General features: G+C 52.8%; 10 protein-coding genes. 8 read left to right on the top strand and 2 right to left on the bottom strand.

Annotation, left to right across the window (positions count from 1 at the left end; genetic code table 11):
• The 3 genes from hpsB to BST81_RS05135 are packed head-to-tail and all read left to right on the top strand — an operon-like array spanning position 1 to position 2,779.
• Complete coding sequence (hpsB, locus tag BST81_RS05125; protein WP_075597472.1) at positions 1–870, top strand: hormogonium polysaccharide secretion pseudopilin HpsB; 870 nt, start codon at positions 1–3, stop codon at positions 868–870.
• A 13-nt stretch (positions 871–883) separates the two neighbouring features.
• Positions 884–2,044, top strand: a complete 1,161-nt coding sequence (gene hpsC, locus BST81_RS05130; RefSeq protein ID WP_075597473.1) for a hormogonium polysaccharide secretion pseudopilin HpsC — start codon at positions 884–886, stop codon at positions 2,042–2,044.
• Positions 2,045–2,062: 18 nt separating this feature from the next.
• Entirely contained in the window at positions 2,063–2,779 is a 717-nt protein-coding gene (locus BST81_RS05135) for a prepilin-type N-terminal cleavage/methylation domain-containing protein (RefSeq protein WP_075597474.1), read from the top strand.
• A 26-nt stretch (positions 2,780–2,805) separates the two neighbouring features.
• On the opposite strand, the gene BST81_RS05140 is transcribed toward BST81_RS05135, so the two are convergent.
• Complete coding sequence (locus BST81_RS05140) at positions 2,806–3,588, bottom strand: hypothetical protein (RefSeq protein ID WP_075597475.1); 783 nt, start codon at positions 3,586–3,588, stop codon at positions 2,806–2,808.
• Between the two features lie 139 nt (positions 3,589–3,727).
• On the opposite strand from BST81_RS05140, the gene alaS reads away from it, so the two are divergent.
• Both alaS and cimA read left to right on the top strand, forming a co-directional pair.
• Positions 3,728–6,358 carry an alanine--tRNA ligase gene (gene alaS / locus BST81_RS05145; protein WP_075597476.1) on the top strand — a complete coding sequence of 877 codons (2,631 nt, stop codon included), beginning with the start codon at positions 3,728–3,730 and terminating at the stop codon, positions 6,356–6,358.
• Positions 6,359–6,486: 128 nt separating this feature from the next.
• Positions 6,487–8,160, top strand: a complete 1,674-nt coding sequence (cimA, locus tag BST81_RS05150; RefSeq protein ID WP_075597477.1) for a citramalate synthase — start codon at positions 6,487–6,489, stop codon at positions 8,158–8,160.
• Positions 8,161–8,195: 35 nt separating this feature from the next.
• Here cimA and BST81_RS29080 read toward each other — a convergent pair whose 3' ends face one another.
• A complete protein-coding gene (locus BST81_RS29080) occupies positions 8,196–9,746 on the bottom strand; it encodes an ATP-binding protein (protein WP_075597478.1) in 1,551 nt (516 codons plus the stop codon).
• A 625-nt stretch (positions 9,747–10,371) separates the two neighbouring features.
• On the opposite strand from BST81_RS29080, the gene BST81_RS05160 reads away from it, so the two are divergent.
• The 3 genes from BST81_RS05160 to BST81_RS05170 all read left to right on the top strand — a co-directional run bounded on the left by BST81_RS05160 (position 10,372) and on the right by BST81_RS05170 (position 12,623).
• On the top strand, positions 10,372–11,070 hold the full coding sequence (locus BST81_RS05160; RefSeq protein WP_075597479.1) for a hypothetical protein: 699 nt from the start codon (positions 10,372–10,374) through the stop codon (positions 11,068–11,070).
• Positions 11,071–11,224: 154 nt separating this feature from the next.
• On the top strand, positions 11,225–11,815 hold the full coding sequence (locus BST81_RS05165; protein ID WP_075597480.1) for a sigma-70 family RNA polymerase sigma factor: 591 nt from the start codon (positions 11,225–11,227) through the stop codon (positions 11,813–11,815).
• Between the two features lie 7 nt (positions 11,816–11,822).
• Positions 11,823–12,623 (top strand): anti-sigma factor, encoded by an 801-nt coding sequence (locus tag BST81_RS05170; RefSeq protein WP_075597481.1) that lies wholly within the window; start codon positions 11,823–11,825, stop codon positions 12,621–12,623.
• Positions 12,624–12,652 lie beyond the last annotated feature (29 nt).

The following is a 12,652-nucleotide window of genomic DNA, read 5'->3' on the forward strand; positions in this document are numbered from 1 at the left end:
ATGATGATGCGTGGCTTGAAACAACTGCATCGCCGGAGCCGGAAATCTCGTATCCCGGCTCCTCCCAGAAAACCAGGGGCAGGCAATGGCTTCCATGCCGGGTTCTCCATTCTGGAACCCCTGATCGCGATTCTCGTCGTCGCCATCCTGCTCTCTGCGATCGCCCCAATTCTGGCCTTCTCGGCTGCCACCCGCCTCCAGGCCAGGCGAGTGGAGCTGGCCACCCAGGCAGCCAGAGGGTATATTGACCTGGTGGAGAAAGACCCCCGGAAACGGCCTCCCTTTATCAGTGGCTTTGCACTGGCCCCCTCAGCCACCGGGGGAAACACCTTCCTGAGCCAGCTCCCTCCCCCAGACAACCTGGCCCTGAACTGTCCGGTTTCCGACGCTTACTGTCAACAACCCGTAGGTCTGTTTTGCATCAACTATGACAATAGACCGGGCTGTGATGCTAAAAGCTCGCGAGACATGATCATTCAGGCCCTGCGAACCACCACAAAAGCAACACCCACCTCGACCACGGTAACGTTTCCGATGACGGATTATCCGGAAGACCCCTATAACCCCAACGTCAAGAGCACAGCGGATGACGACTATGCTAAAGGCTATAGGATAGCCGTTCGGGTTTATCGAGCGGCTTCCTTCGATGGCCAGAATGTCAATGCGTTCAAAGACCGGGCTGGAGCCAAAAATCAGTCTGCCGTCACCCGGGGGGTGGGCAATGCCAAGCGCCAGTTGGTGGAACTGACCACGGAGGTTTATAACACTGACAGCAACAGCAACCCCGTGCCTGCGATTTCAGACCTGTGCAAACGTCTGACTCCCGGCACAGACTTAAAGAACGATCTGTCCAAATGTATCAGTAACTAGTCAGGAGCCCGCCATGGTGCCTTTTCTACTGAAACTCCTCCATGTGACCCGGCAGCGTCGTCGATCGGCCCCCCGAACTGCAGGCTTCACCCTGCTGGAACTGTTGATCGCCCTGGCTATGGGCTTAATCATTGTGATGACGCTGCTGGGGTTTGTGAATAACGTGATCCAGACCGATCGACAGGAACAGGCTAAGTCCACCTCAGAACAGGAGGTTCAGTCTGCCCTCGACTTCATCGCCAGTGACCTGCGGGAAGCCGTCTACATCTACGATCAGGATGGTGTCACGCGCAACAAAGATACCTCATCCCCATTTGATGCCACAAAATCTGGGATCCGGGACCAGATCCCGCCCGTCGTTCCAACCACAGGTTGTGATGATGCCACGACCTGTTCCCCAGTCCTGGTATTCTGGAAACGGAGTCCTCGACCCAGTACCCTACCAACGGTGAGTGCTAGTGGGACCGTTACCCTGAACCAGGATGATGCCTTTGTCTATTCTCTCGTAGCTTATTATCTGATTAACAAAAAAGATCCGGGTTGGCGGGGAACAGCCCGCATTGGCCGGTTCGTCTTGCGGGATGGGGTGAGAGATCCCGGTAAAGATCCTTCCGTAGAGCCCCCCTATGTCGAACTGGATGCAGCCCAGACTGCCTGTGATACCTACCTGGCTACAGCCAAACCCCCTGATAATTGTCTGGCTCCACAACCGGGCTTTGCCTTGTTCGGATTGGACAAGGGTGAAACCAAAAACAGCATGAATAGCTGGACCAAGGGACCAGCAGCCTATTCCAACGGAGCAAACTGGTCCAATCCAGTAAGCGTTCTGGTTGACTTCATTGATGCAGACAATCAGGCAGTCGATCCCAACGTTTGCAAGACCCTTTCTGCTACGGCCAGGTTGGTCAAGCCTGTCTTTAATGCCACCACTGATGGAACCACAGCTGATTCTCAGACTACGGGCACCTACTATACCCAGTCCCGAGGGTTTTATGCCTGTGTCGATGCCGCTCAACAACTGGCTAAAGTCTACATTCGAGGAAATTCCCTCCCCCGCATTCGGAATAAGGATATTAAACCAGAAGCCGTTCAATATAATGCCAGTCGGGCCAGTTACTTTCCTGCTTCCAATACGCCCACCATCCAGGCCCGTGGATTCCTGAACAACAACTAACCTGGGAATATTTAGGATATGAGTCAGCATCTTCTGCTTCTGCTCAAGTCTCTGCAAGATCGATCAGTCCGTTCTGACCGAGTCAAGGCCAATGCTCACCGTGGATTCACCTTGATCGAACTGCTGATTGTCGTCGTCATTATCGGGGTCATCGCTGCTGCCTCTGTTCCTGGATATTTGACCTTTATCAACCGTAGCCGGATCAACACCGTTCAGGACAATGTGCTCAGAGCCATTAAAGAAGCGCAAAGTAAGGCTCAAACCGAGAAGAACGCCTACAGCGTCAGCTTCCGGGAGAGAAGCGGCATTGTGGAGTACGCCGTCCATCGCTATGAAGTCAACCCTTACGGCAGCACGAATCCAGCCCTCTGGAAAAAATTGACCAATTCTGAGATTAAGCAGGGACAGGTCATTTTACGCACCAATATCAACACCGCAACATCAGTAGCCACTGCTGCATCCACCGATGCGGCAAGTTGGCTGCAGAAAATGCAGAATACCCCCAACCCGTTGCTAGCAACAACCGTTAAAGACCAAAACTTTGGAACCATTACCTTCGACTCCAAAGGGGCTCTACCAGAAGCGAGCAACATTGGTGACCAGGGACTGAATGTTACCGTGGCCCTGCGCTCCCCCGGTGGGCTACCCAGTACCCAGACCAAACGCTGTGTCATTCTCCAAACTATTATTGCCACCCTGCGACCGGAGCGGGAAGGAAAGTGCCTGTCCTGGTAAGTGAACAGGGAAGACTTCCCCAGGGTTCACCTTTTTGCGATACTTTCCAGATGATGGGTAGCCGCAATTCGCACTTCGTTCACGGGCACTCCCTCCCATTCATACTGCAACAATTTCTCCAGGGCAGCCCTGGGGGTTGTTGGGTTGCGAGCCACAGCCAGGGGAATCAGGCAGTCTTCATCAGCCGGATCCTGATCGTCCGCCAACATTGCCAACACAGGAGCCGGAGTCTTGGGATGGTTAGCAACAGCTAACCGCACCTGCCAATCCTGATCCTGAGCCAACTGTTCTAGAACCCTAATGGGAATTTTGCTATTCTCGGCCATAATTTTGCGAATCCCCGAGAAGGGACTTTGGGCCAGCACGGCTAATTGCTCAGGGGCCAGATCCTCACGTCTGGCAGACTCCATGTCTTCAGCCAGGGCTGGATTTTCCATCAATTCAGCATTATAGCTATCGGCCAGTGCTTCTAGGACAGATCTCGGGGTGGCCGGATTCAGGGCAATACCCCTGCAAATATGCCAGTCTTCAGATCGCATCAGATTCTCCAGAATCCTTGCTGGTGTCTTTGGATTGCGGGCGACGATCGCAGCCAAATTTCTGAACGACTCGTCATACAGGACTACTTCAAGTGCCCCGAAGGGCGCATGGGGATGGGCAGCAATTAACGAATAGAGTTCCAGCTTAAGCGGGTCGTCGATCGTAACATCTGCCAATGCAGTCAGGATCGTTTCCAGCTCGGCGATCGGGGTTAGCGGATCCTCAACAGCCCTGATCCAGGCAGTTGCAGTTTCAGATGGGATAGACATACATCAGTCCATATCTGTTGCCGTTTAAAGTGGGTCTCCTCTAAAATGCCGATGCTGAGAAACCGATGCCAGCCACGCAAAGGGAGAGCCTACATCTTAGAATAAAGGTTTGAACCTTAATCCTGAACGTACTGATCCCATGCCTACTCCCCTGAGCGGCGCACAAATCCGGCAAAAATTCCTTGACTTCTATGCAGCCAGAGGCCATCAAGTCCTCTCCAGTGCCTCCCTGGTACCCGAAGACCCCACCGTTCTGCTCACGATCGCAGGCATGCTCCCGTTCAAACCCATTTTCCTGGGGCAGCGATCGCCGGAATTTCCCCGTGCTACCACCGCTCAGAAGTGCATTCGGACCAACGACATTGAAAATGTAGGCCGTACTGCCCGACACCATACCTTCTTCGAGATGCTGGGGAATTTCAGCTTTGGGGATTATTTCAAGGAACAGGCGATCGCTTGGGCCTGGGAACTCTCAACCGAGGTCTACGGCCTGCCCCCAGAAAGGCTGGTGGTCAGCGTCTTCGAAGACGATGAGGAAGCCTTCAGCCTCTGGCGCGACCACATTGGGATTCCGGCCCATCGGATTCAACGCATGGGCGAGAAGGACAACTTCTGGGTTTCCGGTCCCACCGGTCCCTGTGGTCCCTGTTCGGAGATTTACTACGACTTCCATCCCGAAAAAGGGGATGCCCAGCTTGACCTGGAAGACGACACCCGGTTCATTGAGTTCTACAACCTGGTGTTTATGCAATACAACCGGGACGTTGATGGCAAGCTGACGCCCCTGCAGAGCCAGAATATCGATACTGGCCTGGGCCTGGAGCGCATGGCCCAGATCCTGCAGCAGGTGCCCAATAATTACGAGACCGATCTGATCTTTCCGATCGTCAAAACAGCCGCAGAGCTAGCCGGGATTGACTATGCCCAGGCAGACGATCGCACCAAAGTTTCCCTGAAGGTAATTGGGGACCACATCCGCTCCGTGGTTCACATGATTGCCGATGGCATTACTGCGTCCAATATTGGCCGGGGCTATGTGCTGCGGCGGCTGTTGCGCCGGGTGGTCCGCCATGGGCGGCTGATTGGGATTACGGGTGAGTTCACCCCCCAAGTAGCCGAGACGGCGATCGTCCTCTCAGAGGAGGCTTATCCCAATGTGCGCACCCGAGCAGAGGTGATTAAGGCCGAGCTGCAGCGGGAAGAATCCCGCTTCCTCAAAACCCTGGAACGGGGAGAAAAACTGCTGACCGAAATTCTGGAGCGCGTTCCATCCGGGGGACAAATCTCTGGGCGAGATGCCTTCACCCTGTACGACACCTATGGCTTCCCCCTGGAACTGACCCAGGAAATTGCAGCAGAGAAAGGGTTGACCGTGGATATTCCCGGCTATGAGACAGCCATGAAAGAGCAGCAGGAAATGGCTCAGGCGGCCCATGAAACGATCGATCTGACCGTCCAGGGCACCCTGGACCAACTGGCCGCCCAGGTTCATGAAACTGAATTCCTGGGCTATAGCCAGTTTGAAACACCTGCCGAGATCAGAGTATTGCTGGTGAAAGGCGAGCCTGTCGAAGCCGCCAGCGCTGGCACCGAGGTACAGGTGGTGCTGGATCAGACCCCCTTCTACGCTGAATCCGGGGGTCAGATCGGCGATCGGGGCTATCTCTCTGGGGATACGGTCGTGGTCCGAATTGAGGACGTGCAAAAAGAGGGGGCGATCTTCGTTCACTTTGGCCGGGTAGAACGGGGAACCCTGCAGGCGGGAGATCGGGTCAAGGCTCAGATCGATCGGGCCTGTCGGCGACGGGTCCAGGCCCACCATACGGCTACCCACCTACTGCAGGCAGCCCTGAAGCAAATCGTGGACGATTCTGTATCCCAGGCCGGGTCCCTGGTTTCCTTCGATCGGCTACGGTTTGACTTCAACTGTCCCCGTGCCCTCACCCCTGAGGAAATACAGCAGGTGGAAGATCAGGTCAATACCTGGATTGCTGAAGCTCATACGGCCCAGATCTCGATTTTGCCCCTGACTGAAGCCAAAGCGAAGGGAGCGATCGCCATGTTCGGCGAGAAGTATGCCGATGAAGTCCGGGTGCTGGATTTTCCGGGGGTTTCCATGGAACTCTGTGGGGGCACCCATGTCAGCAATACGGCAGAGATTGGTCTGTTCAAGATCATTGCTGAAGCTGGTGTGGCCTCCGGGATTCGTCGAATCGAGGCAATAGCCGGTCCAGCCGTCTTGGAATACCTAAATCTGCGAGATCGGGTGGTGCGGGAACTGGGCGATCGGTTCAAGGCCAAGCTAGAAGAGCTGCCCGATCGGATCACCAGTCTCCAGCATGAACTGAAGACAGCCCAGAAGCAACTGGAAGCTCTGCGGGCTGAACTGGCCCTGAGTCAGGCCGATCAACTGTTAGCCACAGCAGCCTCGATCGGGGATTTCAACCTGCTGGTGGCCCAGATGGAAGGTGTCGATGCTGAATCCCTCAAGACAGCAGCGGAACGGCTATTGCAAAAGCTGGGGGAGGGAGCGGTCGTTCTCGGTTCTGTATCGGAACCAGAGAAGGTGAGCCTGGTGGCGGCGTTCAGCCCCACCGTGACCCAGCGAGGTCTTCAGGCTGGCAAGTTCATTGGTGCGATCGCTAAATTCTGTGGCGGCGGCGGCGGCGGTCGCCCGAACCTGGCCCAGGCCGGGGGACGGGACAGCAGCAAGTTGCCAGAGGCCCTTGCCATTGCGGAGCAGCAGTTGCGGGAGTCGTTGGGTCCGTAACCCTTAATATCCATTCATCAACTGTTTTTGCTGTCTGTTGCTATTCATCACAAATCGCTCTGGATGCGAAGGGTCGAGGGGGTCCCAGTCTAAAATTTTTCCAGCCCCTCTCACCATCCTTGCAACCTATGCCTTTCCAGCCCTCTCCTCAACTCTGGATCTATGACACTACCCTCCGAGACGGAGCCCAGCGGGAAGGGCTATCTCTCTCGATCGAAGACAAGCTGCGGATTGCCCGTCGTCTGGATCAACTGGGAGTTCCATTTATTGAAGGCGGCTGGCCAGGGGCGAATCCGAAGGATGTCCAATTCTTCTGGCAGTTGCAGGAGGAACCCTTAACCCAGGCCGAAGTCGTGGCTTTCTGTTCCACCCGGCGGCCCAGACGATCGGCAGCGGAGGATCCCCTCTTACAACCGATTCTGGCAGCAGGGACGCGCTGGGTCACGATTTTCGGCAAATCCTGGGATCTGCATGTCACCGAGGGGCTGAAAACTACCCTGGAAGAGAATCTGGAGATGATCCGGGATACGATCGTTTACCTCCGGAGTCAAAACCGGCGTGTTATCTACGATGCCGAGCACTGGTTTGATGGCTACAAACAAAATCCCGCCTACGCGCTGGAAACCCTGGGGGCAGCGATCGAGGCCGGGGCCGAATGGCTGGTCTTTTGTGACACCAACGGGGGAACCTTACCCCATGAAGTCGCTCGCATGGTGGGAGAGGTTGCCAGCATTGTTCAGAGCAGGAGGTTCAAAACACCCCTGCCAGATCTGCAACAGCAATCCAGTTTCCCGTTGCTGGGAATCCATACTCACAATGATTCCGAGACAGCGGTCGCAAATGCCCTGGCAGCCGTGATGGAAGGGGCTCAAATGATCCAGGGGACCATCAATGGATATGGGGAACGGTGTGGCAACGCCAATCTCTGTTCATTGATTCCCAACTTACAGATCAAGATGGGGTATCCCTGTATTCGAGAAGATCAACTAGCCAAGCTCACCGAAACCAGTCGCTTTGTGAGTGAAGTCGTCAACCTGGCTCCGAATGACCATGCTGCTTTTGTCGGCCTGTCGGCCTTCGCCCACAAAGGGGGCATCCATGTCAGCGCTGTGGAGCGTAATCCCCTCACCTACGAGCACCTGCGGCCCGAACAGGTCGGGAATCGCCGCCGGATTGTGGTATCTGAACAATCCGGGGTGAGCAACATTCTGGCCAAGGCTCGCAGTTTTGGCATTGAGCTAGATAAGGAAGACACCACCTGTCGGCAAATTCTGCAGCACTTGAAACAACTGGAAAGTGAAGGGTATCAATTTGAAGGTGCAGAAGCCAGTTTTGAGTTACTGATGCGGGAAGCCCTGGGTCAGCGTCATTCTCTGTTTGATCTCAAGGGTCTGCACGTCCATTACGATCTGGAATCAGGAACGGCTTTATTAGAACAAAATTCCCTGGCTACGGTGAAGCTAGCCGTTGATGGCCGCATGATCCTGGAAGCGGCAGAAGGCAATGGCCCCGTTTCAGCCATGGATGCCGCTCTGCGAAAAGCTCTTGTTAACTTCTATCCGGAGATTGACACCTTCCACCTGACGGATTATAAGGTGCGAATTCTGGATGGGACCGCCGGGACCTCTGCTAAGACCAGAGTGCTGATTGAGTCCAGTAATGGTTACCAGCGATGGACTACCGTAGGCGTCTCAGCGAACATTTTGGGGGCTTCCTACCAGGCCGTCGTAGAGGGTCTGGAATATGGGGTACTCCTCCATCAGCAAGCAAAAGCTGCCCTGGCTGCTTCTTCTAATGGTTAATTCTGGGTTTCAACCAGCTACCCCCGTAGCCAGGATCACGTATCAGCAGCCTGTAGCTGTCGCACCGGAATTTCAATCACAAAGGCTGTACCTTGACCCGGTTCAGAAGTGCAGTACAACTTACCCCCATGTTTTTCTGTCACGATTTGATTGCTGATGGATAAGCCCAGGCCCGTACCCTTCCCTACCGCTTTGGTTGTAAAGAAGGGATCAAACAGCCGCGACTGAATCTCTGCAGAAATACCAGGACCATTGTCCGCAATCTGGATGGCCACCCAATCGGGGTTGACCATTCTGGTGCGAATCGAGATCTGACCAGGGCGCTCTGCTATCTCCTCATCGCTCTGCCCCGGGTGAGACTCATCCAATGCATCAATGGCATTGCTGATCAGGTTCATGAACACCTGATTCAGTTGTCCCGCATAGCATTCCACCAATGGCAGAGACTCGTATTCCTTAATCACCTGAATCTCGGGATGTTCTGGCCTAGCCTTCAGCCGGTTCTGCAAGATGGTGAGGGTGCTATCCAGCCCTTGATGCAAATTTACCTGCTTCACTTCCGCCTCATCCAGGCGCGAGAAGTTCCGCAAAGACAGGACAATCTCACGAATTCGATCGGTCCCGAGACGCATGGACTGCAGCAGTTTGATCATATCCTGGGCCAAAAAGTTCAGATCGATCGCCTCGATCTCAGCCTCGATCTCCTGGGGAGGATTCGGATAGTGCTGCTGGTAAAGATTCACCAGTCCCAGTAGATCCTGAGCATAGTCATTCGCATGGGTCAAATTGCCATGAATAAAGTTGACCGGATTGTTAATTTCATGGGCAACCCCGGCAACCAATTGTCCCAGGGAGGACATTTTCTCCGTTTGAATCAACTGCAACTGGGATTGCTTCAACTGCTTCAGGGCATCTACCAGTTGGGCCGTATTTTCTTCTAACACTTGGTTTAACTGTTGCAACTTGAATTCGGCTTCTTCCCGTTCCTGCACTTCCTGTTTCAGCTCGTGAACCGTTTGCCTCAGTTGTCTGGTCCGTTGCTCCACCCGAATTTCCAGTTCCTCATTACTTTTTCGCAGTTCTTCTTCGATGCGTTTGCGATCGGTGATATCCCGCACAATCACCAGCACTTCATTGTCTCCACAAACCACAATTCGCACTTCTTCCGTAAGCAGTTCATTTCCCACCTGAATGTCCTGCTCATAAACCTGAAATTGCCCCGTTTCCAGAGCTAAGCGGGTATGGTGCAGGCGCAACTCAGCCAGGTCGCGGGGAAAATAGGCGTAGATATCCCGGCCCACCATGTTTGCTTCAGACCCAAAGGTCTTAAAGGTCGTTGCAGAAAAGAAATCGAGATAGACTCCCTCTCCAGTCATCCGGATAATCAAATCAGGTAGGGCGCTGATTAAAGCCCGGTGTTTGTCCTCATTTCGCTGAGACTGGCGTTCCGTCTGCTGCAAAGCCGTTCTAAGGCGTTGCTCAGAGCGCCTCGACTCGCTCAACTGCCGTCGCAGAGCCATGATTTTTCGCTGCAAAGTTCCCAGAATTAGTTGAGGTGAATTAAATACTGAAGCTGGCGCAGTCATATCGTTTTCTGCCCTCTCAACACGAAATCCCAATACCCACCCATAGGTTCAATTTAGGCAATTAATGTAAAAAAACTGTGTAGTCAGCTCTTGCACCCCTGCCTAAAGCAGTTTTCATACCAATGGACTCCAGTTAAATTCCCTCAGGATTGGCTGCAACTTATAGCTTTGGTCAGAAACCTGAAGACAATTCCAACAGGTCAATTGCCGAGTCTAGTGAGAGCATCCCAGTTTTGCAAGGTTGCCCACCCAAGGGGAAGCCGCTGCGCGTCTAAATCCCCCAGCCCCTTCTCCCAAAGAGGGAGAAGGGGAGCCAGATTCAAAGTCCCTCTCCCGTTCTGGGAGAGGGATTTAGGGAGAGGGCTACAAAAGTGGGATGCACTCAGTCTAGTGTTGCAACCATTCAAGCACAGGGACCATAACCCAAGCAGCGACAGTTACATTTGAAATTGATTAAAAAAGAATTTAAATCCATCCCTGACCTCAGTTCGTAATAAGCGCGGTTTTGGATGAGTACCAGATCAAGAGCAGAGGCGAGGCAACCCGATGGATGGGTGCTTCTCGTCACAATGTTTCTTGTCTGGATGCGGCCCAATCTTAATTTCTTAATTGGGAGATTTAGAGGATGAAATTCGATAGAAATCGTTGGTTCACGAGCCTGAACCTTTCCCTTGCTAGTACGGTGGTTACTGTGGCAGTGGTTACTTCTAGCTCTATCGCCCAGGCTACGACTTTTCGATTTGACAGTGATCCTTTTGCTGGAAGTACCGCGTTGACAACCCCTGGGCGGCAGGTTGTTGGCAATGAACTCTTTATTCCCACCTTTTCAATCGCGAATGATCAATTTTCCTTCGATCCAGATGTTTTTGGACTAGGAGATTTATCCTTCTTCAATGGATTGGCGACAAATTTGCCCTCGGGGGGCTTAAATGTCATCGTTCTCCAGAATACTGATAATGACAACGACCTGGCGACCCCGTTCAATGCAGGAACTGCTGCCAACCTGATTGCAGCGGAGATTGATATCCCCGGTGCAGGGCTCTTTGTTTACTTCAACAGTGGTCTTAATTTAACCCGACTGGTTTATTCCACGGATTTGAGTGACCCTACCGCCGATCTTAAAATTCTCGCCCGGATTGTTGAGCCAACGGGCCAGGCTGCAATTGACACTCTCCCTCAGTTCACAGCGGCTAATTTTGAGGTGAGAAAGGTTCCGGAATCAAGTCCTGTGGGTGGGCTTGGTTTGGGGCTGGGGGCGATCGGCATTTTCGGCTACGGTCTCAATTATCGTCATAGGAGAACCCCAGGTAGATCTGCAAGCTGAAAGTTGATCTCTGGCCTGTTAAAGTGCTACTGAAGATTATTCATTAAAGTCAACTTAGTTTTTTGTTGGGTAGGGGTATTCTTTGGGATGCCCCTCCTGCCTGTTTCTAGCCTGATAAAGTGCTGTTGAGGAGCAATTTCTGCTTTTTGTGATCATGCCGTCTGAGTTTTTTCCTGCGGACCCAGCGAGTCTAGCCACTCAAACTGATGCAGAGTTATTTCATGCCCTCAAACAGGGACAAACGGCTGCTTTGGCGGTGTTCTACGATCGTTATGCAGATATTGTTTATGGACTGGCGCTTAAACTATTAACGAATCCTGAAGAAGCAGAGGATGTGACCCAAGATGTGTTCTTGACGTTGCATCAAAAAAAGCTCTATGAGCCTACCAGAGGGGCTTTGATTACTTTCTTAACAACGATGGCACATTCACGGGCGATCGAACGATTGCGTTCGCGTAGCACTAAGTTCAATGTTCTCAATCGCTGGCATCGAGAAACAGGCTCTCAAGCTTCTGATGTCAACCCTTTACAGCGAGCAATGAGTGAGGAACAAGCAGAAATGGTGCGTCAGGCTCTGGCTCAATTATCTGACAATGAACAGGAAGTTCTAAAAATTGCATACTACGAAGGGCTGACCCAAGCCGAAATTGCTAACCGCTTAAATCTCCCTCTGGGAACTGTAAAAACTCGATCTCGCCAGGGATTGAGGAAATTGCGCCGAGCTTTGCACAATCTGATCGATTAATTGTCCCATGACCAACCCTCCCCCCCCAGAAAATTGGGAAGACTTGATCGCAGGTTATGTCCTCAGTGACCTCAGTCCAGAGGAGGTCGCTGCAGTTCAACGTCTGCTGGAAGAACATCCCGAATTGGTGGGTGAAACTGAGCGCTTTCAGCAAGCCACCCGTCTGCTGGCTCTTTCTGGTAGCCCTGCCAAGGCACCCTCTCATCTACGGGCAAAAGTGCTGGCATCGGCGAATCGCTCCGTCCCTATCCCTTCCCAAACTTCTCCTAACCGTCAATTGAGCAGATGGGTTTCCTTCTCCCACTTGAGTATTGGATTTGCTAGCACCCTTGCTGCATCACTTGTAGTCTTTTTGGGTTGGGATAATTATCATTTGCGTCAGGAACTAGGGGAAAGCCAGCGCACCCTGAGGGAGGTTAGAAAAGAATTACTGAACAGCCAGACCATCCTGGCAACTTTGCCAAGAGCTATCGCAGGCGTCTTTCCCCTCCAGGGGACGAAAATTGCCAGTACAGCTTCTGGGAATGCAACCTTTACAGCTAAAAATTTGAATATTACAATCGCACTTCAGGGATTACCCGCTCTCCCTGAACAAAAAATCTATCGGCTCTGGGCGCTGGTTGAGGACAGTCCAACACCAATTTTCTGTGGGCAGTTTAAACCTAACTCCCAGGGGGAAGTTACAAGAAGTTGGAGAACCCCTTCTCGAATAGCGAATTCTAACATCTCCGAGGTGTTTGTAACCGCAGAATTGGTGAAGTCGCCTCGATCTCCCCAGGGGCAGATCATTTTGCAACAGCCTCTGTAGTTTTCTGGGAAAATTTACAAGCCTAGGAT

Source organism: Leptolyngbya sp. 'hensonii', from assembly GCF_001939115.1.
Lineage (GTDB): Bacteria > Cyanobacteriota > Cyanobacteriia.

Coding starts and splice junctions, on each gene's coding strand:
- hpsB (WP_075597472.1), top strand. CDS start 1: ATGATGATGCGTGGCTTGAAACAACTGCATCGCCGGAGCCGGAAATCT.
- hpsC (WP_075597473.1), top strand. CDS start 884: ATGGTGCCTTTTCTACTGAAACTCCTCCATGTGACCCGGCAGCGTCGT.
- BST81_RS05135 (WP_075597474.1), top strand. CDS start 2,063: ATGAGTCAGCATCTTCTGCTTCTGCTCAAGTCTCTGCAAGATCGATCA.
- BST81_RS05140 (WP_075597475.1), bottom strand. CDS start 3,588: ATGTCTATCCCATCTGAAACTGCAACTGCCTGGATCAGGGCTGTTGAG.
- alaS (WP_075597476.1), top strand. CDS start 3,728: ATGCCTACTCCCCTGAGCGGCGCACAAATCCGGCAAAAATTCCTTGAC.
- cimA (WP_075597477.1), top strand. CDS start 6,487: ATGCCTTTCCAGCCCTCTCCTCAACTCTGGATCTATGACACTACCCTC.
- BST81_RS29080 (WP_075597478.1), bottom strand. CDS start 9,746: ATGACTGCGCCAGCTTCAGTATTTAATTCACCTCAACTAATTCTGGGA.
- BST81_RS05160 (WP_075597479.1), top strand. CDS start 10,372: ATGAAATTCGATAGAAATCGTTGGTTCACGAGCCTGAACCTTTCCCTT.
- BST81_RS05165 (WP_075597480.1), top strand. CDS start 11,225: ATGCCGTCTGAGTTTTTTCCTGCGGACCCAGCGAGTCTAGCCACTCAA.
- BST81_RS05170 (WP_075597481.1), top strand. CDS start 11,823: ATGACCAACCCTCCCCCCCCAGAAAATTGGGAAGACTTGATCGCAGGT.